This window comes from Nocardia pneumoniae NBRC 100136 (assembly GCF_000308755.1).
Taxonomy (GTDB): domain Bacteria; phylum Actinomycetota; class Actinomycetes; order Mycobacteriales; family Mycobacteriaceae; genus Nocardia; species Nocardia pneumoniae.
In genome coordinates this window covers 188,226-211,023 of sequence record NZ_BAGF01000079.1, presented here as the reverse complement: position 1 = coordinate 211,023, position 22,798 = coordinate 188,226, and the positions used below count along the sequence as shown (strand labels likewise).

General features: G+C 68.5%; 22 protein-coding genes. 8 read left to right on the top strand and 14 right to left on the bottom strand.

Annotation, left to right across the window (positions count from 1 at the left end; translation table 11 throughout):
* Positions 1 to 54 precede the first annotated feature (54 nt).
* A complete protein-coding gene (locus tag ON34_RS26050; RefSeq protein WP_040784136.1) occupies positions 55 to 1,029 on the top strand; it encodes a dipeptidase in 975 nt (324 codons plus the stop codon).
* Here ON34_RS26050 and ON34_RS26045 read toward each other — a convergent pair whose 3' ends face one another.
* Both ON34_RS26045 and ON34_RS26040 read right to left on the bottom strand, forming a co-directional pair.
* Positions 1,030 to 2,052, bottom strand: coding sequence for an NADP-dependent oxidoreductase (locus tag ON34_RS26045; protein ID WP_040784134.1), 1,023 nt, complete (start codon positions 2,050 to 2,052; stop codon positions 1,030 to 1,032). It abuts the gene before it with no gap.
* Between the two features lie 226 nt (positions 2,053 to 2,278).
* Positions 2,279 to 3,430 (bottom strand): AraC family transcriptional regulator, encoded by a 1,152-nt coding sequence (locus tag ON34_RS26040; RefSeq protein ID WP_169333899.1) that lies wholly within the window; start codon positions 3,428 to 3,430, stop codon positions 2,279 to 2,281.
* A gap of 131 nt (positions 3,431 to 3,561) precedes the next feature.
* Here ON34_RS26040 and lpdA point away from each other — a divergent pair, with 131 nt between their 5' ends.
* On the top strand, positions 3,562 to 4,962 hold the full coding sequence (lpdA, locus tag ON34_RS26035; RefSeq protein WP_040784132.1) for a dihydrolipoyl dehydrogenase: 1,401 nt from the start codon (positions 3,562 to 3,564) through the stop codon (positions 4,960 to 4,962).
* A 127-nt stretch (positions 4,963 to 5,089) separates the two neighbouring features.
* Positions 5,090 to 5,791 carry a polysaccharide deacetylase family protein gene (locus ON34_RS26030; protein WP_040784124.1) on the top strand — a complete coding sequence of 234 codons (702 nt, stop codon included), beginning with the start codon at positions 5,090 to 5,092 and terminating at the stop codon, positions 5,789 to 5,791.
* A gap of 264 nt (positions 5,792 to 6,055) precedes the next feature.
* Here the strand turns inward: ON34_RS26030 and ON34_RS26025 are convergent, their stop codons facing one another.
* Positions 6,056 to 6,472 carry a PPOX class F420-dependent oxidoreductase gene (locus ON34_RS26025; RefSeq protein WP_040784122.1) on the bottom strand — a complete coding sequence of 139 codons (417 nt, stop codon included), beginning with the start codon at positions 6,470 to 6,472 and terminating at the stop codon, positions 6,056 to 6,058.
* Between the two features lie 48 nt (positions 6,473 to 6,520).
* Entirely contained in the window at positions 6,521 to 6,919 is a 399-nt protein-coding gene (locus tag ON34_RS26020; RefSeq protein WP_040784301.1) for a winged helix-turn-helix transcriptional regulator, read from the bottom strand.
* Between the two features lie 97 nt (positions 6,920 to 7,016).
* On the opposite strand from ON34_RS26020, the gene ON34_RS26015 reads away from it, so the two are divergent.
* Entirely contained in the window at positions 7,017 to 7,868 is an 852-nt protein-coding gene (locus ON34_RS26015; RefSeq protein WP_040784120.1) for an SDR family oxidoreductase, read from the top strand.
* A gap of 66 nt (positions 7,869 to 7,934) precedes the next feature.
* Here the strand turns inward: ON34_RS26015 and ON34_RS26010 are convergent, their stop codons facing one another.
* Positions 7,935 to 8,312, bottom strand: coding sequence for a VOC family protein (locus tag ON34_RS26010; RefSeq protein ID WP_040784118.1), 378 nt, complete (start codon positions 8,310 to 8,312; stop codon positions 7,935 to 7,937).
* Between the two features lie 131 nt (positions 8,313 to 8,443).
* Between ON34_RS26010 and ON34_RS26005 the strand changes: the two genes are divergently transcribed.
* Entirely contained in the window at positions 8,444 to 9,229 is a 786-nt protein-coding gene (locus tag ON34_RS26005) for a TetR/AcrR family transcriptional regulator (protein ID WP_040784114.1), read from the top strand.
* 88 nt (positions 9,230 to 9,317) lie between these two features.
* Here the strand turns inward: ON34_RS26005 and ON34_RS26000 are convergent, their stop codons facing one another.
* A complete protein-coding gene (locus ON34_RS26000; protein ID WP_040784299.1) occupies positions 9,318 to 9,851 on the bottom strand; it encodes a carboxymuconolactone decarboxylase family protein in 534 nt (177 codons plus the stop codon).
* 228 nt (positions 9,852 to 10,079) lie between these two features.
* On the opposite strand from ON34_RS26000, the gene ON34_RS25995 reads away from it, so the two are divergent.
* Positions 10,080 to 10,955, top strand: a complete 876-nt coding sequence (locus ON34_RS25995; protein ID WP_040784111.1) for a hypothetical protein — start codon at positions 10,080 to 10,082, stop codon at positions 10,953 to 10,955.
* A 1-nt stretch (position 10,956) separates the two neighbouring features.
* On the opposite strand, the gene ON34_RS25990 is transcribed toward ON34_RS25995, so the two are convergent.
* The 6 genes from ON34_RS25990 to urtA all read right to left on the bottom strand — a co-directional run bounded on the left by ON34_RS25990 (position 10,957) and on the right by urtA (position 16,786).
* The gene (locus tag ON34_RS25990; protein WP_040784109.1) at positions 10,957 to 11,652 is read right to left on the bottom strand and encodes a GntR family transcriptional regulator; all 696 of its coding nucleotides are present in this window, start codon (positions 11,650 to 11,652) and stop codon (positions 10,957 to 10,959) included.
* An 8-nt stretch (positions 11,653 to 11,660) separates the two neighbouring features.
* Complete coding sequence (gene urtE, locus ON34_RS25985; protein ID WP_040784107.1) at positions 11,661 to 12,353, bottom strand: urea ABC transporter ATP-binding subunit UrtE; 693 nt, start codon at positions 12,351 to 12,353, stop codon at positions 11,661 to 11,663.
* A gap of 2 nt (positions 12,354 to 12,355) precedes the next feature.
* Positions 12,356 to 13,168, bottom strand: coding sequence for an urea ABC transporter ATP-binding protein UrtD (urtD, locus tag ON34_RS25980; protein ID WP_040784106.1), 813 nt, complete (start codon positions 13,166 to 13,168; stop codon positions 12,356 to 12,358).
* Positions 13,165 to 14,304 carry an urea ABC transporter permease subunit UrtC gene (gene urtC / locus ON34_RS25975; RefSeq protein ID WP_040784105.1) on the bottom strand — a complete coding sequence of 380 codons (1,140 nt, stop codon included), beginning with the start codon at positions 14,302 to 14,304 and terminating at the stop codon, positions 13,165 to 13,167. Before urtC ends, urtD begins: the two co-directional genes overlap by 4 nt.
* Positions 14,301 to 15,185, bottom strand: coding sequence for an urea ABC transporter permease subunit UrtB (urtB, locus tag ON34_RS25970; protein ID WP_040784104.1), 885 nt, complete (start codon positions 15,183 to 15,185; stop codon positions 14,301 to 14,303). The genes urtC and urtB overlap by 4 nt, the downstream gene beginning before the upstream one ends.
* A 329-nt stretch (positions 15,186 to 15,514) precedes the next feature.
* Entirely contained in the window at positions 15,515 to 16,786 is a 1,272-nt protein-coding gene (urtA, locus tag ON34_RS25965; protein WP_051023106.1) for an urea ABC transporter substrate-binding protein, read from the bottom strand.
* Between the two features lie 374 nt (positions 16,787 to 17,160).
* Here urtA and ON34_RS25960 point away from each other — a divergent pair, with 374 nt between their 5' ends.
* Positions 17,161 to 18,990, top strand: a complete 1,830-nt coding sequence (locus tag ON34_RS25960) for an acyl-CoA dehydrogenase (protein WP_040784101.1) — start codon at positions 17,161 to 17,163, stop codon at positions 18,988 to 18,990.
* Positions 18,991 to 19,162: 172 nt separating this feature from the next.
* On the opposite strand, the gene ON34_RS25955 is transcribed toward ON34_RS25960, so the two are convergent.
* Entirely contained in the window at positions 19,163 to 20,005 is an 843-nt protein-coding gene (locus tag ON34_RS25955; RefSeq protein WP_245548191.1) for a TetR/AcrR family transcriptional regulator, read from the bottom strand.
* A gap of 74 nt (positions 20,006 to 20,079) precedes the next feature.
* Between ON34_RS25955 and ON34_RS25950 the strand changes: the two genes are divergently transcribed.
* Complete coding sequence (locus ON34_RS25950) at positions 20,080 to 21,312, top strand: MFS transporter (protein ID WP_040784099.1); 1,233 nt, start codon at positions 20,080 to 20,082, stop codon at positions 21,310 to 21,312.
* Positions 21,313 to 21,368: 56 nt separating this feature from the next.
* On the opposite strand, the gene ramB is transcribed toward ON34_RS25950, so the two are convergent.
* The gene (gene ramB / locus ON34_RS25945) at positions 21,369 to 22,775 is read right to left on the bottom strand and encodes an acetate metabolism transcriptional regulator RamB (protein ID WP_040784097.1); all 1,407 of its coding nucleotides are present in this window, start codon (positions 22,773 to 22,775) and stop codon (positions 21,369 to 21,371) included.
* Positions 22,776 to 22,798: the final 23 nt, after the last annotated feature.

Here is a 22,798-nt window from a genome sequence, read left to right as displayed (position 1 = left end):
GCGTTGCCAGTAGGATCGCTGCTGGCGAGGCCGATCCGACCAGGAGGTTCGAGGTTGCCGCCGTTTCTCTGGGAGCAGCACTGCTGTCTGCCGCTGTCGCCCGCGGCGCGGATCGGCGACCTCGCGCGCTACCCGGCCGGGTCGTACCTGTCGGTCAACGTCGGCTATTCCCGTCAGTCGACCGCCGACGCCCTTGCGCTGCTGCACCGATTTCGCCGGGATGCCTTGGCGGACGGTAGGTTTCGTCTCGTCCGCACGGTGGACGACCTCGGCGACCCCGAGACGATCGCGCTGGCGTTCGATCTCGAGGACGCCGGGCCGCTCGGCGGCGATCTGGACAATGTCGCGCGGTTCTACGAGCTCGGCGTGCGATCGCTGCTGCCCGCCTACAACCACGCCAACGCCGCGGGCTGCGGGTGCCTGGACACCGAGGACACCGGGCTCACCGGGTACGGCCGCGACCTGGTCCACGCGCTCAACGAGGCCGGGATGTTCGCCGACGGGTCGCACTGTTCCCGGCGCACCGGCCTGGAGCTGGCGGAGTTGAGCGCCGTCCCGATGATCTACAGCCACTCGAACTTCGCCGCGCTGTGGGACCACCCGCGCAACATCACCGACGAGCAGGCGCGAGCCTGTGCCGCGACCGGCGGCGTGATCGGAATCAACGGCGTGGGGATCTTCTTGGGCCGTAACGGGAGCGATGAGCGTGCCGAGCGGATCGAGGCGATGGCGCGGCACATCGAGTACGGCGCCGAGCTGGTCGGCGTCGAGCACATCGGAATCGGGTCGGACTACTCCTTCGACGCCGAGGACTTCAACGCCGAGCTACGGCAGAACCCGGGCGCGTTCTCCGAGTCGTACACCCGGTGGGGGCCGTTGCAGTGGGTTCCGCCGGAGGACCTGCTCGGCGCCGCCGACCTGCCCGGCCTGGACGAGGTGCTGGCCGGGCGCGGCTTCAGCGCGGCGGACCGCGCCGCGGTGTTCGGCGGGAACTTCCGGCGGGTCGCCGCGCAGGTCTGGCGGGACTGATCACGCCAGCCGCACCAGCATCTTGCCGATGTTGGCGCCGGACAGGACGCCGAGGAACGCGGCGGGCGCCTGCTCGAGACCGTCGTAGACGGTCTCCCTGGTGCGCAGGGTGCCGTCCGCGAGCCATCCGGCGGCCTTGGCGATGTATTCCCCGAAGACCGGAAAATAGCTGGTGACCAGCATGCCGCGCAGGGAAAGCTCTTTGGTCGCGGCGAGGTACAGGTCCGGGCCCGGATCGCCGGTGGCGCCGTTGTAGCCGCTGATCGCGCCGACCAGCGCGATGCGGCCTTTCGGCCGCATGGCTTGCACGGCGACGCGTAAGTGCTCCGCGCCGACACTGTCGAGATAGACGTCGACACCGTCGGGTGCGGCCGCGGACAGCTGCCCGGCGAGATCGCCTTTTCGGTAGTCGATGGCGGCGTCGAAACCGAACTCGTCGAGCAGCAGGCTCGTCTTGGCCGCGCTCGCCGACCCGACGACCCGCGCCGCGCCGAGTGCCTTCGCGATCTGCCCTGCGACGCTGCCCACCGCGCCCGCCGCCGCGGAGATCAACACCGTGTCGCCGCGCTCGACCCGCGCCACATCGGTCAGCGCCGCGTACGCGGTGAGGCCTGTGGTGCCGAGCGCGCCGAGGTAGTGCTGTGGCGCTGCCAGCGAGGTGTCGACCGGCGTGGCGTCCGCGGCGTCGACGACCGCGTAGTCGCGCCAGCCCGCGAAGTGGGTGACCGTCGTCCCCGCCGGAAGGTTCACCGCCGCCGAGGCGATCACCTCGCCGATCGCCGAGCCCTCCAACGCCGCGCCCACCTGGAACGGCGGGAGGTAGGACGGACGGTCGTCCATCCGGCCGCGCATGTAGGGATCGACCGACATCCACGTGTTGCGGACCAGGATCTGCCCATCGGCGAGGTCGGGGAGCGGGCGTTCGACGAGCGCGAAGTTCGCCGCGGTCGGTGCGCCGACCGGACGCGCGGCGAGCTGGATCTCCCGCGAGGCGGTCGGGACGGTTCGGGTGTTGTCGATCATGAGAGTGCCTTGTCTCGGTAGCCGCTATTCGCGGCGGGGTCCGGATACCGATGACGCTATGGGCGTTGCGGACCCACTCCTAGGTCCTGCGCCGCCACGGACCGGTCCCGGCGCGCCACCGCTTGCGCGTCCGGGTCCGGGGTCTGCCGAATGCCCGGGCCAATGTTCGGCTACCGGAGTCCACTCGAGTACGCAGTCGGATTGCTCGCCTGTGTGCCGATGGGGATCAGCCCGTGCTTCCCGCGCGGCGTACTTCGCGAACCGACGCCGTGAGCGAGGTGCATGCCGAGCCCGTGGCATGCCGAGCGCTGGTGTCACCGCGCCGCGCTCGTGACGGCGGCGAGCCGCTCCACCGGCGATACGCCTTGCGCAGTGCGCGGTCGTCGGCGAACCCGAGCCGCCCCGCGATCGCGGCGGTGGTCAGCCCGTCCGCCAGCAGAGCGCGCGCCTGTTCGTAGCGGACGAGGTCGTACTCGTGGCGCCATGTGGTGCCCTGCTCGGCCAATTGGCGTTGCAGGGTGCGGGTGCTGACCGCGAGCCGTCGTGCGACGGCCCCGAGCGAGGACTCGCCGTCTGTGATCGCCGCGGCGAGCGCGATCCGGAAGGACTCCAGTGGTCCCGGGAGCGGCCGCGCGGTGGCCAGCACCAGGTCGGCGTGGCTGCGCAGCAGGTCCGCCAGCAGCGGGTCGGCGCGCGGCAGTGGCGCGGTGGCGTCGGCTTCGGTGAAGGTGATCGCGTCGACCGGGGCGTCGAAGTCGATGCGGTTGGTGCCGAATGCCTCGATGAGAATCCGGTGGTCGGCCGGAGCGGGGCGGCTGAAGCGGACCCGTTCCGGCACCACCGGACGGCCGGTGGCCTCACGCGCCCGGCGCAGGTAATAGGCGAGCACGTATTCGTTGATCACAGCGACGGCCGCCAAGTCCTCCGCGGTGGTGTGGAAGCCGACGGTCAGCGCGCCGTCGCCGGTCAGCTCGAAGCCTTCGATGGCAGCGGTGACCAAGCGGTGATACGGCCGCGCCGCGCGCAGCGAATCCGCCAGCGTCGGCCCGTTGGCCACCAGGTAGTCCCAGGTGGTGAGGGTGCCGAGCGGTGCGGCGGCGGCGACGGCCAGCCCGGCGCCCGGGCCGGTTCTCGTCTGGGCCAGCAATTCCCACAGGCGGGCCAGCGAGGGCAGTGGAATCCGGTTCAGCTCGCTCGCCAACGTAACGTCGTCGATGCCGGGGATGGCGGCCACACGGTCGGCTCCGGCTCCCGCCGTCACAGCCGCGTCGCGGACCAGCCGGGTCAGGTGCGTGGAAGCGGTCCCGTCCAGTGGATCGGGGTGTGCTTCTGCTGCGGCAGGCGAGGGTGCCGAGACGGGGTCGGCACAGCTGTTCACGCGGCATGCTAACCCTGCGATCTACCACGTTCTTCCCGCTCACGGGAAGTTTTGAGGTGGGTGTGGCCCAGGACTCATTGTTGTGGGGGACCGGTGGGTGAAGTTTGCCCGGCGGAGTTAGGCTCGGTCTCGTGACTTCCCATTACGACGTTGTCGTTCTCGGTGCCGGTCCAGGCGGTTACGTCGCCGCCATCCGTGCGGCACAGTTAGGCCTCCGTACCGCGATCGTCGAGCAGAAGTATTGGGGCGGGGTGTGCCTCAATGTCGGCTGCATCCCCTCCAAGGCGCTGCTGCGGAATGCGGAACTGGCACACATCTTCACCAAGGAGGCGAAGACCTTCGGCATCTCCGGCGAGGCGACCTTCGACTTCGGCGTCGCCTTCGACCGCAGCCGCAAGGTCGCCGACGGCCGGGTCAAGGGCGTCCACTTCCTGATGAAGAAGAACAAGATCGACGAGTTCGACGGCAAGGGCACCTTCACCGGCCCGAACTCGCTCTCGGTCGAGCTCAACAAGGGCGGCACCGAGACGGTCACGTTCGACAACGTGATCATCGCGGCGGGCACCGTCACCAAGCTGCTGCCCGGCACCCAGCTCAGCGCGAACGTGGTCACCTACGAGGAGCAGATCCTCACCCGGGACCTGCCCGGCTCGATCCTGATCGTCGGCGCGGGCGCGATCGGCATGGAGTTCGGTTACGTCCTGAAGAACTACGGCGTCGACGTGCGCATCGTCGAGTTCCTCGACCGCGCGCTGCCGAACGAGGACGCGGACGTCTCCAAGGAGATCACCAAGCAGTACAAGAAGCTGGGCATCACCATCACCACCGGTGCGGCCGTGCAGTCCATCGAGGACGACGGCGCCAAGGTCACCGTCTCGATCAAGGACAACAAGACCGGCGCCATCGAGACCGTCACCGTCGACAAGGTGTTGCAAGCCGTCGGCTTCGCGCCGCGGGTCGAGGGCTACGGCCTGGAGGCCACCGGCGTGCAGCTCGAGCGCGGCGCCATCGCGATCGACGACTACATGCGCACCAACGTGCCGCACATCTACGCCATCGGCGACGTCACCGGCAAGTTGCAGCTCGCGCACGTCGCGGAGGCGCAGGGCGTGGTGGCGGCCGAGACGATCGCGGGCGCGGAGACCGTCACCCTCGGCGACTACCGGATGATGCCGCGCGCCACGTTCTGCCAGCCCCAGGTCGCCAGCTTCGGCCTGACCGAGCAGCAGGCCCGCGACGAGGGCTACGACGTGAAGGTCGCGACCTTCCCGTTCACCGCCAACGGCAAGGCGCACGGTCTCGGCGACCCGACCGGTTTCGTCAAGCTGATCGCCGACGCCAAGTACGGTGAGCTGCTCGGCGGGCACCTCATCGGCCCGGACGTCTCCGAGCTGCTGCCGGAGCTCACCCTGGCGCAGAAGTGGGACCTGACGGTCAATGAGCTGACCCGCAACGTGCACACCCACCCGACGCTCAGCGAGGCCCTCCAGGAAGCCTTCCACGGCTTGGCCGGCCACATGATCAACTTCTGATCCTCGGGGCGCAAGGGGCGTGCGGTCATCGACCGCACGCCCTTCTTGTTTTGCCGGGCAAGGGTTTCCGCGTCGGTAGGGACTTCGGAAGTCGGCGTCGGTGCGGGTGGTCTGCTATACAGCGTGCATGCTTCGTAGGTGGCTGATCGGAAGTGTGCCGGTGCTCGTCGTCGTGGTGCTGCTCGCGACGGGCACCTACTACCTGATGAACGCCCGCACCTTCCAGTTGGCCGGTCATGTGGTGAGCCGGGTGGACACCGACGCGAAAGTGGTCGCGCTGACCTTGGACGACGGCCCGACCGACCGCGCGCCCGAGGTGCTGAAGGTTCTTGCCGAAGCTCAGGTTCCGGCCACCTTCTTTCTGAACGGCCGTGATCTGGCCGCGCACCCCGAGCACGGCAAGGCCATCGCCGCGGCGGGCCACGAGATCGGCAATCACACCTATTCACATCGCCGGATGGTCTTCGTCACGCCGGGTACAGTCCGTGACGAAGTGGAGCGCACCGACGCCGAGATCATGAAGACCGGTTACGTCGGCCCGATCACCTTCCGCCCGCCGTATGGCAAGAAGCTCGTGATGCTGCCGCGTTACCTTGCCGAGCACGACCGGGTCACCGTGATGTGGGACGTCGAACCGGATTCCGGAAAGACGGCCACCGCGGACGAGATCGTCGCCGAAACTCTCGCCCAGGTCCGCCCCGGCTCGATCATCTTGCTGCACGTCATGTTCGGCGGGACCGCCGCGCTGGACGCGATTCCGCGCATCGTCGCCGAATTGCGTTCCGCTGGCTACCAGTTCGTCACGGTATCCGACTTGATGAACCGCTGAGCCGATCGGCACGCGCGGGCGGCATTCCGCTCGCGGCGATGCGGTCCGGGTCGGGTCCAGCGCCCGGCCTGAGATGGTGCCGTTGCCTACACGCCGGTGCACTGGGCGTGTGCTGGAAGCGCGCAAGGGCCAGATCGCGATGGCCGAGCCGTTGCGGCAGAAATGTCCCAGCTTCTCGCTCGGCAGCCCCACGGGCTGGTGAGGCTGTGCGTCGCGGATGCCGCGACCGATGCTGGTGTCCGGCCGTCACCGGCTGTCCAGGAGTCAGAGCATGCCGTAAGCGTGGGTCGGTGTGAACAGCACCAGGGCGCGGCGATCGGTGACCATCGCGTTGCGGTATTCCTCCCAGTCGGGGTGTTCGCCGGAGGCGGTGCGGTAGTAGTCGACGAGCGCGTCGACCGTGGGATCGTCGGGGGCGGCGGCGACCGGTGTGAGTTCCACCGTGCCTTCCAGTACGGCGTAGGCGAAGAAGTCGTCGCGGGTCACGTGTAACGCCGCCCATGGGTCGCGGACCAGGTTGTGATACTTCGCACGGTCGGCGGTGATGGAGATGCGGATGCGGCCGTCGGCGCCGACGACGTGCAGCACGTTGGACAGTTGCGGGCGTCCGTTGCGGCGGATCGTGGTGAGCACGGACCTGCGGTGTTCGCGTGCGAAATCGACTGCGGCGGCGAGTTCCATGCCCGTGTAACCCTCGCTGGCGCCGGACTCTTCCCGGACCGTGGCGAGTCAGTCGCGGTGGTAGGCCGCCTGCGCCTCGCGCACGCGCGGCATGTTCGTCTCGAGCACCTGGATGAGCTTCTCCAGATGCGCGGCCACCTCGGCGCCCAGTTCGGTGAGGGTGTATTCGACTCGCGGCGGGATGGTCTCCAGCACCTCCCGGTGCACCATGCCGTCGCGCTCGAGTGCCTGGAGAGTTTGCGACAGCATGCGCTCGCTGACACCGTCCACCCGGCGGCGCAGCGCGCTGAACCGATACGGGCCCTCACGCAGCGCGACCAGCGCCAGCGTGCCCCAGCGGCTGGCCACATTCTGCAAAACCGGCCGTGAGGTGCAGTTTCTGGCGAAGACATCGGCTTCCAGCGTGGGGTCGTCGGCCTCGGCCGGGACGGTGCGCTGGGTGGTCATGACGGCCATGGTACCCAACTTGACCGCAGTGGCGGCAGAAGGCATAGTGCTTACGAATAGTTAGTACTAGTAAAACCGTACATATCTGGAGGTAGTCATGACCGTCGCGGTGACCGGGGCCAGCGGACAACTGGGCCGACTCGTAGTGGAGGCGCTGTTGCGTGAGGGATCGACGGCGGTCGTCGCGATCGTGCGCGATCCGCAGAAGGTGGCCGATCTGGCCGCGCGAGGTGTCGACGTCCGGCAGGCCGACTACGGCGACGCGGCGGCGCTGGACCGGGCGCTCGACGGCGTCGACCGCGTGCTGCTGATCTCCGGTAATGAGTTCGGCGTCCGAGTGGCCCAGCACACCAACGTCATTCGTGCCGCCGAGCGCGCCGGTGTCGAACTGCTCGCCTACACCAGCATTCCGGGTGCGACGGACAACCCGATGATTCTCGCCCAGGAGCACAGGGCGACCGAGGCGGTGCTCGCCGAATCGACCGTGCCGCACACGCTTCTGCGCAACGGCTGGTACTGGGAGAACTACCTGGGCGGCCTCGTGCACGCGGTGCGGTCGGGTGTGCTGCACGGTGCCGGGGGCGAGGGCCGCGTGGCGGGTGCGGCGCGCGCCGACTATGCCGAGGCGGCGGCCAGGGTGCTCACCACGGATGGGCACGCCGGTCGGGTATACGAACTCGGCGGCAGTGAATCGCTCACCTATGCCGAACTCGCCCAGGCGATTTCGGATGCGGCGGATAAGCCGGTGCGCTACGAGGATCTGTCGGAGAACGACTACGCTGCCGCGCTGGTCGGAGCAGGGCTGCCCGGAGACCACGCCAAGGCCCTCGCCGATGCCGACACCGGCGTCTCGCAGGGCCTTCTCGACGTGCGCTCCGGCGACCTGGAAAAGCTTTTGGGCCGTCCCGCTACCCCGGCCGTCGACGTATTCCGCGCGGCGCTCGCCTGACAACGGCCGCGATACGGGTATCGAACGGCGCGGCTCCTTTTCCGGAGCCGCGCCGTTCGCGCGTGCTCAAACCCACTCGACCAACTGGATGATGATCCCGTTCGGATCGCTCATCTGGAAGTACCGCTCGCCCCACGGCTCGGTTTCGATGGGCGTCACGATCGGAACTCCTTCGGTTCGCAGCCGGGCGTACTCGGCATCGATGTCGTCGACGACGAAGGCGACGATCAGGCCCTCGCCCGCGCTGCCCGCCTTGTTCTTCGGCGTGAAGGTCGACAGTCCGGTGCGCAGGAAGATGACGTTCATCCCGGCGTCGGGCCGCTCCAGCGAGACGAATCCGTCGGCCGACATCTTCTCCTCGAAGCCGAGGTGGTCGATGAGGAACTTCGCCGAGGCGCCCGGGTCGGGGACGTTGAGCGAGATGGCGGAAGCGGTGATCTTCATGGGGCTCTCCTCGGGCGTCGGCATAACTCTGTACTAAGTACGCTATACTTTGTATGGTAATTTCCGGGCGGCCGCACTGTGATCTGAATCACCTGGATACCATCGGATTTCGATCAGGTGAGGAGGCGGCGGTGGGACAGCCGAAGGAGCGCAGTGGCGCGGGCGACCCGGTGCGCACGCTCGAGCTGCTCTGGCGGATTCCGGCGAGTTCCGGCTCCGTCCGTGGCCCGAAGCAACGCAGCAGTGTCGATGCGGTCGTCGCCGCGGCGATCGAGATCGCCGACGCGGAAGGCATCGGCGCGCTCACCATGCGGGCGGTTGCCGCCGAACTCGGCCTGACGCCGATGGCCACCTACACCTACGTGCCGGGGAAGGCCGAGCTGGTCGATCTCATGCTCGACACCGTCTATGCCCAGATGGAACGCGCCGACCTGACCGGCTTGCCCTGGCGCGAACGCGTCACCCGCGTCGCCGCCGAGAACCGGGCGCTACTGGCGCGGCATCCGTGGGTCGCCTACCTGCCGACCACTCGTCCGCCGCTCGGTCCCGGCCTCGCCGCGAAATACGATCACGAGCTGACGGCATTCGACGGTCTCGGACTGGACGACGTCGCCATGGACGCCGCGCTGACGTTCGTGCTCGGTTTCGTCACGTCCGTCGCCCGCATCGCCATCGACACCGAGCGCGCGGCGACCGACAGCGCCATGTCGGACCGGCAATGGTGGGAGCGGGCCGCGCCGGTGCTGGCGCAGGTCTTCGACGCGGAGCGTTATCCGCTCGCCGCGCGCGTCGGCGCGGCCGCGGGCCAGGCGCACGACGCCGCCTACAGCGCCGACCACGCCTACGAGTTCGGCTTGGAGTTGGTGCTGGACGGCCTGGCCCGGCGCATCGAGGGCCCGCGCGCCCCGGACCGCTAGGCGCACTCGAGCCGACTCCGGCTGGCTGCGTGTTCTGCGTCCGCCTTCTCGGTGCGGGCTGTGGACGGACTGCGTCCGGCTGGGCCGGTCAGACGCCGTCGCGCTGGATGCGCAGCGCGGTGATGGTGGCGGCCAGCCCCTCGTATTGGTTGATCAGCAGGACGATTTCGATCAGGCTGCGCTCGTCGTAGTGCTTGGCCAGCTCGGCCCAGGCGTCATCGTCGATGTCGCGTTTCTCCACGAGCTGGTCCACCGCGGTCAGCAGCGCGTGGTGCTTGTCCGACCAGCCCGCGGCGGCGGGTCCGGTACGCAGCCGGTCGAGGATCTCGGCGGTCACCCCGGCCCGCCTGCCCAACCGGATGTGATGGTCCATCTCGTAGTCGCACCCGCGCAGATGCGCGACCCGGATGATGACCAACTCGGATTCGTGGCGCGGCAACCGACCGCCCGGCATCAGCCTGCCCGAGTAGTGCAGCCAGCCGCGGAACAGGCCCTTGGTGCGGCCGAGCGTGCTGAACAAATGGGCGTCGTCGGTGCCGGCGGCACGGGAAAGTACCTGCCAGGCAACCCAGTTGACTGGACCGAGTTCCCGGAGTCGCCCGGGAGAGATGCGTGGTTGCAGCACTGAAACCATGCTGGGACGCCTCCTCGCGTGCTGGTACGGCCTGCGTCGGTGCCGGGCCGTATATCGAGCGTACCCGGGCGTCAGCTCGAGGATGGGGGGATCATTCTTTTGCTTTCCAGTGGTTTTCGGGCGGGGACACCGTCATCATCAGTACCGGTGCGGGTCGCCGCGGCCGCAGCGGGTTCCGCGGTGTCAGGTGTAGGCAACAGGTCGGCAGGGGAACAGATGCTGGTGAGGATCAGGCCCGGAGCGGAGCTTTCCGGCGCCGAGCGGGAATTCGTCGCGTGCCTGCGGTCGTATCCGACGACCGGCCTCGCCGTGATCGACCTGGAGGCGGACAACCGGCGCGTGGACGCGGTGGTCTGGACGCCGCGCGGTCTGACCGTGCTCGAGGTGCACGGGTTCCGGCGCAGGCAGAGCGGCATCCTCAGCACGCCCGCCGAGGGGCCGTGGACGATCAGTGACGCGCCGGTGGAACTGGACGACCTGGCTTCCGGAAGTCCCGCCGACCGCGTGGAGCACGGGATCTACGCGGTGAAGCACATGCTCCAGCGGGCGTTGCAGGATCCTGGGCACATCAGCGGCGCCGTCGTGCTGGTTCCGTTCCGCGGCGCGGTGGTGCGCCCGGCGCGCACCAATCTGCGTGCGGGCTTGGACGTCGTCGTCGGCAACGTCACGGACGCGACCGAGCTGCGCATCTACCTGGAGGGGTTCGCCGCGGGGCCGCGCAACTGGACCGTGGACCGCGTGATCGGCGCGTGCGACGCGCTCGGCCTCGCGGAGCTCGCCCCGTCCCGCGCCGAACTGCTCGACGCGGGATTCGAGGAGACTGTGCCGGAGCAGCCGACGATGATCGCCCGCCCACCCAAACCGCGGGTCGAGCCGACGCCGGGGGCCGCGACGAAGAGCCAGGCCTACGCGGGCTGGTCCGTCGTCGTGGTCGCGGTGGTCGGCGTCCTGCTCGTGCTCGGTGTGATCGCCAGCGCACTGATGCAGGACTCCGCGCGACCGACCCGGGCGACCGACACCACGACGAGTCCGACGCCATCGCCGCCGCCGTACCGGCCCGCCGAGTGCTGGCCGTTCCAGCCGAACTGCTGACTCAATCCCGCACGGCCCGGCCCAGTTTGGTGAGCCGCAGCGCATGCTGCGCGCGGGCCAGCACATGTGTCCGGGAGGTGTCGATGTGGGCGGTCAGCGCCGCCGACGCGGCGTCCACCGCACCGGACAGCAGGTGTTCGGCGATGGCGATGTGCTCGGCGGTCATCGTGGCGATCCGTTCCGGGGTCGGCATGTCCAGCGTGCGCACCGGACGCACGCGGACGTGCACCGCGGTGAGCGCGTCGGCGAGCGCGGCATTGCCCGCCGCCGCGAGCAAGGCGGTATGGAACCGTTCGTCGGCGGCCACCAACGCGGGCCCCGGTTCGGGCGGATTGTCGCGCAGCGCGCGCCAGGTGTCGAGCTCCGCGCGCACCACGTCCAAGTCGTGCGCGTGTTCCGGTGGCCGCGCCCGCTGGATGCCCCTGGCCTCCAGCACAATCCGCAACTCGTAGAGGTGGTCGAGTTCGTCGAGCCGGGGACGATACGGGTACAGGCCGTCGGAGAGCCGCTCGACCAATCCGTCGGCTTGCAGCCGAGCCAGCGCCTCGCGTACCGGGGTGCGCGACACCCCGTAGGCCTCGGCGAGGCGTTCTTCGCCGAGCCGTTCGGTCGGCACGAGGACTCCGGTGGCCAGATCCCGTCGCAGCGAGTCGTAGACCTGCTCGCGCAGCGGAATGCGACCCCTGTTGCGGGTCACGGCGGTGCTCAGATCGCCATCGCCGAGCGGACCGCGCTCTCGGCGCCCGCGCCGCCCGAGCCCGTGGCGGCCACCCGGCCGGATTGCAGGACGTAATAGCGCTGCGCCGCCTGCAACGCGAACCCGATGTGCTGCTCGACCAGCAGCACGCTCAAGCCGCCGCGCCGGGTGAGCTCCATGATGGTGCGCTCGATCTCGGCGACCACCGACGGCTGGATGCCCTCGGTCGGCTCGTCGAGGATGAGCAGCCTGGGCTCGGTGATCAGCGCCCGCGCGATGGCCAGCTGCTGACGCTGTCCGCCGGACAGCAGGCCCGCCTTGCGGGTGAGCAGGTCGCGCAGCGCGGGGAACAGATCCAGCGATTCGTCGATCAGCGCCTTGCCCCGCTTGCGCCCGTCCGCGACGACCTGCAAATTCTCCGCGGTGGTCAATTGCGGGAAGCTCTGCTGCCCCTGCGGCACGTAAGCGATGCCGCGGCGCACCCGGCGCGACGGGGACAGTTTGGTGATGGTCTCCCCGTCGAATGCGATCCGCCCCGATTTCGTGCCGATCAGGCCGACGGCGGTGCGCAGCAGCGTGGTCTTGCCCGCGCCGTTGTGGCCCATGATGGCGACCACGCTGTCGTCCGGGACGGCCACCGAGACGCCGTGGATCACCTCGGTGCGGCCGTAGCCGGAGTGGATATCGGTGAGCTCCAGCATCCCTATGCCCTTTCGCTTTCCAGCTCGGTCCCGACGGCCGCGGCGGTGCCGAGATAGACCTCCTGCACTTTCGGGTCCGCCTGCACCTGCTCGACGGTGCCCTCGCTGAGCACCTTGCCGCCCGCGAGGACGGTCACCGAGCTGGCGAAGGAGCGCATGAAATCCATGTCGTGCTCGACCACCACGACCACGCGTTCGCCGCCGATGCGGCGCAGCAGGTTCCCGGTTTCCTCGCGTTCCTCCGCGCTCATACCGGCGACCGGCTCGTCCAGCAGCAGCACCGAGGCGTTCTGCACCAGCAGCATGCCGATCTCCAGCCACTGCTTCTGCCCGTGCGCCAGGACGCCCGCGGGTTTGTCGCGCAGGTCGGCCAGGCCGGTGGTCTCCAGCGCCTCCTCGATGCTCGGCAGCACCGATTTGCGGCGGCGCAGCATGGTGAGCGCCGAGCGGCCCGCGCCCGCCGCGATGTCGAGATTCTGCAGCACGCTGAGCTGTTCGAAGACGCTCGCGGTCTGGAACGTCCGCCCGACGCCGAGCCGGGCGATGTGATGCACCTTCTTGCCGAGCAGTTCGACGCCGGTCTTCTGGGCCGAACCGGTCGCCGGAACGAGCCCGGTGATCGCATCGATCAGCGTGGTCTTTCCCGCGCCGTTGGGGCCGATGAGGAAGCGCAGGTCACCCTGCAACACGGTCAGGTCGACGTCGGTGACGGCTTTGAATCCGTCGAAACTCACCGAGAGGCCGCGGATCTCGAGATACTCGCTGGACATTCCGGCGTTGCCGCCGAGCTTGGGTTCGTGCGTCGTCTCGGTCATCGGGATTCCACTTTCTCGGTCGCGGGTTCCGGCAGCGTCTCGACCGGCACGGCCGGGGCGGTTGGACGCCGGAAGCGGCCCTCCACCAGTCCTTTCACCATCGGCCACAGTCCCGCGAGTCCGGCCGGGACGAAACCGACCACCACGATGAACAGCACGCCTTGCAGGTAGGTCCACCCGGACGGGAACTCCTCGGAGAACGCCGTCTGCGCCCAGGCCACGCCGATCGCGCCGAGCACCGGCCCGAGCAGGGTGGTGCGTCCGCCGATCGCGACGCCGATGAGGAACGCGATCGAGGGGACGACGCCGATGTCGGCGGGGGAGATGATGCCGACGATCGGGGTGAACAGCGCGCCCGCGATGCCCGCGAAGAAGGCGGCGACCACGTAGGCGACGATCTTCACGTTCGCCGGGTCGTAGCCCAGGAAGCGCACCCGCTCCTCTTGGTCGCGCACCGCGACGAGCAGCTCGCCGTATCTGCTGTGCATCAGCTGCCGCACCAGCGCGACCACCACCAGCAGCGTGCCAGCCGCGAGGAAGAACAGCATGCGCCGATTGACCGGGTCCGACAGCTTGAAACCGAAGAACGCGCGGAAATCCGATAGTCCGGTGAACCCGCCGATGGCCTGCTGACCGGTCAGCAGGATGGCCAGCGCGGCGGCCAGCGCCTGGCTGAGGATGGCGAAGTAGGCGCCCTTCACCCGGCGCTTGAACACGCCGTACCCGAGCGCCGCCGCGACCAGCGCGGGCAGCACCAGGATGCCGAGCAGCGCCACCGGAGCCGACGCGAAAGGCCGCCAGAACGACGGCAATTCGCGAATGCCCGCGATCTCCATGAATTCCGGCACGTCGTTGCCCAGCCGCGCGGCGTCGGCCATCTGCAGGTGCATGGCCATGATGTAGGCGCCGATGCCGAAGAACACGCCCTGCCCGAGCGTGAGCATTCCGCCGCGGCCCCACGCCAATCCGATGCCCACCGCGACGATCGCGAAGCACAGGAATTTCGCCAGCAGGTTGAGCCGGAAGTCGCTGAGCACCGCGGGCGCGACCGCGAACAGCCCGACGGCGGCGACCGCGAATCCGGCCGGGGCGGTGAGCGAGGAGTGCGCGCGCCACCGTTGCACGAGTGTGGTCATGCCAGACTCCTTGTCCGGACGGTGAACAGGCCCTGCGGGCGGACCTGCAGGAAGATCACGATGACGACGAAGACGACGACCTTCGCGATGGACGCGGTGGTCGAGTACTCGATGTAGGAATTGAGCAGGCCGAGCGCGAACGCCGCGATCACCGTGCCCTTGATCTGGCCGAGCCCGCCGATGACCACCACCAGGAACGCGTCGATCAGATAGCTCTGACCGATGGTCGGGCTGGTGGAGCCGATCAGCGTGAGCGCGACACCGGCCACGCCCGCCAGCCCGGAGCCGATGAAGAAGGTGCTGATGTCGGTGAAACGACTGGAGACGCCGGAGGTTTCGGCCAGGCCGCGATTCTGCACGACCGCGCGGATGCGCCGCCCCAGCGGCGTCGTCTTCAACACCGCGGCCAGCGTGGTCACCGCGACGACCGCGAGGACGAGGATGAAGATGCGCGTCTTCGGCACCACCGCGCCCAGAATCGTGACGCCGCCGCCGAGCCACTCCGGCGCGATGACGTTCTTGGCAGGCGCGCCGAAGATGTCGCGGGCCAGCTGTTGCAACACCAGCCCGACACCGAAGGTGACCAGCAGCGTGTCCAGCGGCCGGTCGTACATCCAGCGGATCAGGCCCATCTCCAGCGCGGCGCCGAGCAGACCGCCGACGAGAAACCCGATCAGCAAGGAGACGACAAGCGACACTCCCGCCGACGAGATGACCTTCTGCACAACGTAAGTCGTGTAGCAACCGGCCATGATGAACTCGCCGTGCGCCATGTTGATCACACCCATCTGACCGAAGGTCAGCGAGAGCCCGAGCGCGGCGAGCAAGAGAATCGATCCCAGGCTCAGCCCCGTGAAGAGCTGTCCGATCACAACATCCATGGGCGGAAACTCCTGTAGGTCTGGCTGTGTTTGTTTGGCAGCGCCTGCGGCGCTGCGTGTTCGCGGCCCCCTTGTGTCTCGCGTCCGAGCGACCGCCGCTGGCGACTTCGTCGCGGACGCGGCGGCCACTCGGACCCGAGCCGGGCCGCGAACGGGCAATGTTCGGTCTCGCTTCGCTCGAAGGCGGGGTGGGCCCAGTGGTTGCAGGGTTCGCCAGCCGCCCTTCCGTGTCCGCGGCCCCCCTCATTGCTCGCTTCGGCGACCGTCGCTGGCGACTTCGTCGCGGGTGCGATGGCCACTGCTAGCTGGGCCGCGGACACGGCCGCGGACTACTTCAGGCCCTTGGCCCAGTCGTAGGACTTCAGGTACGGGTCCGGGGTCACCGCCTTGCCGGAGTCCCAGACGGTGTAGATGAGGCCGTCCGGGCGGATTTCGCCGATGCGGGCGGTCTTGGTGATGTGGTGGTTGGAGCCATCGATGGTCACCGGGCCCTCGGGGGCTTCGAAGCTCACGCCGTCGGCGGCGGCCTGGATGTCCTCCACCTTGAACGACTTCGCCTTCTCGACGGTGTTCTTCCACAGGTAGACCGACGCGTAGGCGGCCTCCATCGGGTCCGAGGTCGGCTTGTCGGCGCCGAACGCGGCCTTGTAGTCGGCGACGAACTTCTTGTTCACCGGGGTGTCCACGGTCTGGTAGTAGTTCCAGGCGGTGAGCTGGCCCGCGATGTTCTGCGCGCCGATGCCCGCGACCTCCTCCTCGGCGATGGACACCGAGATCACCGGCATGTCAGCGGCTTTCAGTCCCGCGCTGGTGTACTCGCGGAAGAACGCGACGTTGGAATCGCCGTTGAGGGTGTTGAACACCGCGCCCGCCTTGGCGGTGCGGACCTTGTTCACGATGGTCGAGAAGTCGGTGGAGCCGAGCGGGGTGTAGTCCTCGCCCTTGATCTCGATGCCGTTGGCCGCGGCGTACGCCTTGATCTCGCGATTGGCCGTCTGTGGGAAGACGTAGTCGCTACCGACCAGGTAGAGCGAGGTGATGCCCTTCTGCTTCAGGTAGTCCAGCGCCGGGATGATCTGCTGGTTGGTGGTCGCGCCGGTATAGAAGATGTTCTTGCTGTCCTCCAGGCCCTCGTACTGCACCGGGTAGTACAGCAGCGAGTTGAGGCTTTCGAACTTCGGCTTCATGGCCTTGCGGCTCGAGGAGGTCCAGCCGCCGAACACCGCGGCGACGCAGTCGGAGCTGATCAGCTTCTCCGCCTTCTCCGCGAAGGTCTTCGGGTCCGAGGCGCCGTCCTCCAGCACCAGCTCGATCTTCTTGCCGAGCACGCCGCCCGCGGCGTTGATCTGGTCGACGGCCAGCTTGGTGGAGTTGGCGACGGTGACCTCGGAGATGGCCATCGTGCCGGACAGCGAGTGCAGCGAACCGACCTTGATCGTGTCCTTCGACGTGTCGACGCAGGACGCGGCGTTCGAACCGGTCGAGGCGTCGTCCTTGGCGCCGCAGGCGGTCAGCAACAGGCCGGCGAGCGCGACCGCGGTCGGTACCGCCATCGCCTTGACCAAGCGCCGATGGCGCGCGATGGCACGGGAATCTGACATGGGGCGGACCCTTCTCCTCATCAGGTGTGCGGCGGCGCTGGGTTCGCGCCGCCTCGAATACCCGCGGCTTTGGCCCGGTCACGGCAGTACACCGGGATGTATACAACTGCTGTATTCGTGATGCGAACGGTAGACAGAAGTTGTTGCGCCGGAATATCTCTCGATAACGAGTCGGTTTCGTCTGTTTCGCGCGTGTGAACCTTTGCTCCTCGACCGCTGGTGCGCGGTTGTGAGGTCTGGCAAACCCGCTGGCCGGGGCGGATGTGGCTACGGTTGCGTAGCGTCGCCGCGATGCGGCACGCTTCGGTTCGTACGAGGTCACCAACCGTCTGTCCCAGCGGCGGCTGCCGCGGACTCGAGTCGAGGAGGACGAGATGGGCCACTACAAGGCGAACCTGCGGGATATCGAGTTCAACCTCTTCGAGGTCCTCCAACTGGACAAGCTCCTCGACACCGGCGCCTACGGCGACCTCGACTCCGACACGGCCCGCGAGATCCTGGCCGAGGTCAGGCGGCTGGCCGAGGGCCCCGTCGCCGACTCCTTCGCCGCGGCCGACCGGGAGCCGGTGGTGTACGACGCGACCACGTTCTCGCTCTCGGTTCCTGAGCCGCTGCGCAAGACCGTCGCCGCCGTGCGCGAGTCGGACTGGAGTCGTCTGGGCATGCCGGAAGGCATGGGCGGCACCCCGGCGCCCGCGGTGCTGGTGTGGGCGGTCGCCGAGATGATCACCTGCGCCAATCCCTCGGCGTCGTTCTTCAACATGGGCCCGGTCATGGCGGCGGTGCTGTACAACGTCGGCACCGAGCAGCAGAAGCACTGGGCCACGCTCGGCTTCGAGAAGGGCTGGCAGGGCACCATGGTGCTCACCGAGCCGGACGCGGGCTCGGACGTGGGCGCGGGACGGACCAAGGCGATCAGGCAGGAAGACGGCTCGTGGCATATCGAAGGCGTCAAGCGCTTCATCTCCGGCGCCGAGGTCGGCGACACGGCGGAGAACGTCTTCCATCTGGTGCTGGCCCGCCCGGAGGGCGCGGGGCCGGGCACCAAGGGCCTGTCGCTGTTCTACGTGCCGAAGTTCCTGTTCGATCACGAGACGCTGGCACTGGGCGAGCGCAACGGCGTGTACGTCACCGGAGTCGAGCACAAGATGGGCCTGAAGTCCTCGCCCACCTGTGAGGTGACTTTCGGCGCCGGTGGCGTGCCCGCGAAAGGCTGGCTGGTCGGCGAGGTGCACAACGGCATCGCGCAGATGTTCCAGGTGATCGAGAACGCGCGCATGATGGTCGGCGTCAAGTCGGCGGGCACCCTGTCGACCGGCTACTTGAACGCCTTGGACTACGCCAAGGAGCGCATCCAGGGCGCGGATCTGACCCAGATGACCGACAAGGCCGCGCCTCGCGTGACCATCACCCGTCACCCGGACGTGCGGCGCTCGCTGGCCATGCAGAAGGCGTACGCCGAGGGCCTGCGCGCGGTGTACCTCTACACGGCCGCCCACCAGAACGCCGATGTGGCGCAGCTCGTTTCCGGCGCCGACCCCGATATGGCGCACCGGGTGGACGATCTGCTGCTGCCGATCGTCAAGGGCGTGGGTTCCGAGCGGGCCTACGAATACCTGACCGAGTCGCTGCAAACGCTGGGTGGCTCGGGCTATCTCCAGGACTACCCGATCGAGCAGTACATCCGGGACGCGAAGATCGACTCGCTGTACGAGGGCACCACCGCCATCCAGGCGCAGGACTTCTTCTTCCGCAAGATCGCCCGCGACCGCGGCGTCGCGCTCGGCCACGTCAACGCGCAGATCGCGGCGTTCCTGGACACGAAGACCGGCCGATTCGAGACCGAGCGCGAACTGCTGCGCACCGCGGCGACGGACGTGCAGGCGATGGCGGCCACGCTCACCGGCTACCTGATGGCCGCGCAGCAGACGCCCGCCGAGCTGTACAAGGTCGGCCTCGGCTCGGTGCGCTTCCTGCTGGCGGTCGGCGATCTGCTCATCGGCTGGCGACTGCTGGTGCAGGCGGAGATCGCGGCCGCCGCGCTGGCCGCGGACGCGCCGGAGAAGGACCGCGCCTTCTACACCGGAAAGGTCGCCGTGGCGAGCTTCTTCGCCAAGAACGTGCTGCCGACCGTAACCGCGGTGAAGGAGATCATCGCCGCGCTGGACAACGACATCATGGAGCTGGACGAGGCGGCGTTCTAGCGCTCGTCACCGGAGCTTGTCACCGAGGACCTCGACCGTCGCGCCCCGAGCCGACGGTCGAGGTCGGTGGCTGTTCCCAGGGCGCGTCGCGGTGATGGTGCCACGACGGACGTACTCCGCGGTGATTCGAATCAGCGACCCGTATGGGTCCGCCGCTGGCGGTGCCGTGCGGTCAGGCGTCGGGGTTGGCCAGGAGTTTGAGCACGACCGGGCGGGAGAGGGTGCCAGAGACCTGCCTGGCCAGCTGATTGGCGCTCATGCCTGCTGCGTGGGCGGCGCGCAGCGTCGTGGCGAGTTCTTCGCGGGCGGTTTCGGCGGCGGCCTGGGCGGCGCGGAGTCGAGCGGCGGCCCCCTCCACGTCGGCTTGCCCCGCACTGGTGGTCAAGCCATTGACCAGTTCGACTTCCGGCACGCGCGCCTCGTGCTCTCCCGCGGGCGACTCGCGCCGCATCGCGGCCCTGGCGAACTCCATCAGGAACCGCCGGGTTCCGTCGGTGTCCTCCGCGGCCTCGCCCAGCAGCAGCCTGGTGGTCTGCGGCACCGCCAGCGACCAGTTGGCCAGGCCGCACAACGCGAGCAGCAGGCGGCCCGCGTTGGAGGAGTCCACGTCGAATTGCTCTTGCGCGCGGTCCGATTTGCGCACGTAGTGCTGGGCTCGCCAGCCGTCGATGTCGTGCGCGTCCGCGCCGCGGTGCAGCGCCTCCCACAGCATCAGCCGCAGCAGCTGGGGATTGTTTCGGTGGTAGTCGAACAGCTTCCCGACGTACGCGCCGGGTTCGGTGTCGGCCAGCGGTTGGACCACGGTGATGAACTCGCGCAGCGTCTCGATCAGGATGACGTCGAACAGCTTGTCCTTGCTGCCGAACAGCCCGTAGATGCGTTCCTTGTTGACGCCCGCCGCCTCCGCGATCCGGTCGACCCTGGCTCCGGCCAGCCCGTACTGCGCGAATTCGTCGCGGGCGGCGCGCAACAGGGCCTGCCTGGTCGCGTCACTGCGTTTCATCGTGGCCGTCATGACCAAGACTTTACCAGGTCATTAAACCAACTATTTGGTTGACATCGAGCCGTCGGCGGGCTTACCTTCGACGCATGGCAATGTCCATCGTTCAGCCCGCGGCCGACACTTCGGCCGACACGCGCACCCCAGGCGCGTCATCGCGTGCCCACACCCGGCGCACTGTGCCCTTCTTCGTCCTCTCCGCCCTCCTGGCCACCGGTCAGATGTACGTCCCTATTCCGCTGTTCACCGCCATGAAAGCCGACTGGGGCGTCGGCTCGGCCGTGATGACCTGGATCATCAGCGCGTTCGCGTTCGGATACGCCGGTGGCTTCGTCCTGTTCGGTCCGCTGTCCGACCGCTACGGTCACCGCCGGGTGCTGGTCACCGGGATGCTGATCGCCGGGGTGGTCACACTGTTGACCGGTTTGGCGTTCAGTGCGCCGCTGGCCGTGGGACTGCGGGTGGTCCAGGGCCTGGTGGTGGGCTCGATTCCGCCCGCGATCATGGCCTATGTGGCCACCCGCCTCGACCCCGCGCACCGCGCTGTGGCCACCATGTCGGTGTCGACGGCGTTCCTCGCGGCGACGGTGATCGCGCAGATCGTGTCGCAGGCGATCGTCGGCGCATTCCCTTGGCGCACCGTATTCCTCGCCTCGGCAGTCGTTTTCGCAGTGCTGGCGCTGGTATTGCGCTCGGTGCTGGTCGCAGACGCACCGGCCGGGCGGGACCGGCCGCTGCGGCACAGCTACGCCGCGATTCCCGCGGTGCTGCGCATCGGGGCCCTGCTGCCGCTGTTGCTCGCCGGTGCGATGAGCATGGCCGCGATGGTCGGCGTGTACACCGGCCTCGAATTGACCGGCGTCATCGAGAATTCGGGGGAACTGCTCGCGCTGCGCGCGGGCGCGCTGCCGGTGATGATGGCGCTGCCTTTCGTCGCGGTCCCGCTGGCCAGGCTGTCCAAGCACCGTCAGATCGTGCTCGGCGTGCTGATCGCCGCGTCCGCGATGGTGGTGGCGACCTTCGAAGGCACGCATCCGCTCGTGCTGACCGTCTTGCTCGCGGTCCTGGTCGGCGGCGTCGGCGTCGTCGCTCCCGCGGTATTGCAGAGCGCGGGCGAACTGGGCGGCGAATCCCGCGCCGCCGCCATGTCGGTCGCGATGTTCAGCTTCTATGTGGGCGCCACCATCGGCCCGCTCGTCGCCGCGGCCGCCGCGCCCCACGGCTTCGCGGTTCTCGCCTGGGTCCTGGCGCTCCTGCTCGTCGCCGCCCTCGGTATGACGGCGGTCGGCCTGCGTATCCAGCAGGCGGTGGAGCCCGCCTGATCGAACATGATCTCCGGCCGGTGTCGGTACTCCCGATACCGGCCGGATCGGGGCGACTACTTCAGCACGTACGGCGAGACCGAGCTGCGGTGCTCGCTGATGTCGAGCACCTTGCCCAGGGGCGGGAACGCGCGCTGCGGGCAGTTGGCCCGCTCGCATACCCGGCAGCCGGCGCCGATCGGTGTCGGCTGCACTTCGTCGAGATCGATGCCGTCGGCGTAGATCACGCGGCTCGCGTGGCGCAGCTCGCAGCCGAGGCCGATGGCGAAGGTCTTGCTCGGCTGGCCGTAGCGGGTGGCGCGGCGCTCCACCGTGCGGGCCACCCACAGGTACTTGCGGCCATCGGGCATCTGGGCGATCTGCGTCATGATCTTGCCGGGATAGGCGAAGGTCTCGTAGACGTTCCACAGCGGGCAGGTCCCGCCGCTCGAGGAGAAGTGGAAACCCGTGGCGGACTGGCGCTTGGACATGTTGCCCGCCCGGTCGACCCGGACGAACGAGAACGGGACGCCGCGCAGCGACGGTCGTTGCAGCGTGGAGAGCCGGTGGCAGATTGTCTCGTAGCTCTGGGTGAAGAACGCCGACAGCCGCTCGATGTCGTAGCGGAAATCCTCGGCCACCTCGTGGAAGTGCGTGTACGGCAGCACGGTCGCCGCCGCGAAGTAGTTGGCCAGGCCGAGCATCGCCAGCTTGCGGGCGTCCTCGGAGGCGAAATTGCCCTCCTCGACCAGCTTTTCCAGCAGGTCGCCGCATTCGAAGTAGGCCAGCTCGGCGGCCAGCTTGAAGGTGCGCTGCCCACCGGACAGATGCGGGGCGATCTCCAGGTTCCGCGTCTGGGGGTCGTAGCGGTGCAGCACGCCCTCGCCGAGATCGATGCGTTCGGTGATCCGCACGTCGTGCGCGCGCAGCATCCTGGCGACCTCGCTGTTCACGTCGCCGCCGTGGAAGCGGATCCGGGCGGTGAGTTCTTCGGCAGCCGTGTCCAGCTCGTGGATGTAGTTCTGGCGCTGATAGAAGTAGTCGCGCACTTCCTCGTGCGGCTTGCTGATCGCGCCGCTGCCCGCGCCGTCGGCGAACCGGTCCTCGGTGGCCGCGGCCAGCTGCGCGGAGGTGTTGCGGTAGCGGTTGTGCATGTTGACCAGCGCGCGGGCCATGCTCGGATGCGCCGAGACGATGTCCGCGATCTCCTGGGCGTCGGCCTCGATACCCAGCTCCTGGTCCATGACGACCTCTTGCAGCTCGGCGATGAGCCGGGTGTCGTCCTGGGCGGCGAAGAAGGTCGCGTCGACGCCGAACAGGTCGCTGATCTTCAGCAGCACCGGTACGGTCAGCGGGCGCACGTCGTGTTCGATCTGGTTGAGGTAGCTCGCCGAGATCTCCAGCTGCTGTGCCAGCGAGACCTGGCTCAGTCCGCGTTCGGTCCGCAGCTGACGCAGCCGCGCCCCGACGTAAGTCTTGGCCATGGGCCCAGCCTATGGGCGGTTTC

Coding starts and splice junctions, on each gene's coding strand:
- urtD (WP_040784106.1), bottom strand. CDS start 13,168: ATGACCGAGACGACGCACGAACCCAAGCTCGGCGGCAACGCCGGAATG.
- ON34_RS26020 (WP_040784301.1), bottom strand. CDS start 6,919: ATGACCACCCAGCGCACCGTCCCGGCCGAGGCCGACGACCCCACGCTG.
- ON34_RS26030 (WP_040784124.1), top strand. CDS start 5,090: ATGCTTCGTAGGTGGCTGATCGGAAGTGTGCCGGTGCTCGTCGTCGTG.
- urtE (WP_040784107.1), bottom strand. CDS start 12,353: ATGCTGGAGCTCACCGATATCCACTCCGGCTACGGCCGCACCGAGGTG.
- ON34_RS26010 (WP_040784118.1), bottom strand. CDS start 8,312: ATGAAGATCACCGCTTCCGCCATCTCGCTCAACGTCCCCGACCCGGGC.
- urtC (WP_040784105.1), bottom strand. CDS start 14,304: ATGACCACACTCGTGCAACGGTGGCGCGCGCACTCCTCGCTCACCGCC.
- ON34_RS25960 (WP_040784101.1), top strand. CDS start 17,161: ATGGGCCACTACAAGGCGAACCTGCGGGATATCGAGTTCAACCTCTTC.
- ON34_RS26045 (WP_040784134.1), bottom strand. CDS start 2,052: ATGATCGACAACACCCGAACCGTCCCGACCGCCTCGCGGGAGATCCAG.
- ON34_RS25950 (WP_040784099.1), top strand. CDS start 20,080: ATGGCAATGTCCATCGTTCAGCCCGCGGCCGACACTTCGGCCGACACG.
- ON34_RS26025 (WP_040784122.1), bottom strand. CDS start 6,472: ATGGAACTCGCCGCCGCAGTCGATTTCGCACGCGAACACCGCAGGTCC.
- urtB (WP_040784104.1), bottom strand. CDS start 15,185: ATGGATGTTGTGATCGGACAGCTCTTCACGGGGCTGAGCCTGGGATCG.
- ON34_RS26015 (WP_040784120.1), top strand. CDS start 7,017: ATGACCGTCGCGGTGACCGGGGCCAGCGGACAACTGGGCCGACTCGTA.
- urtA (WP_051023106.1), bottom strand. CDS start 16,786: ATGTCAGATTCCCGTGCCATCGCGCGCCATCGGCGCTTGGTCAAGGCG.
- ON34_RS25955 (WP_245548191.1), bottom strand. CDS start 20,005: ATGACGGCCACGATGAAACGCAGTGACGCGACCAGGCAGGCCCTGTTG.
- ON34_RS25995 (WP_040784111.1), top strand. CDS start 10,080: ATGCTGGTGAGGATCAGGCCCGGAGCGGAGCTTTCCGGCGCCGAGCGG.
- ramB (WP_040784097.1), bottom strand. CDS start 22,775: ATGGCCAAGACTTACGTCGGGGCGCGGCTGCGTCAGCTGCGGACCGAA.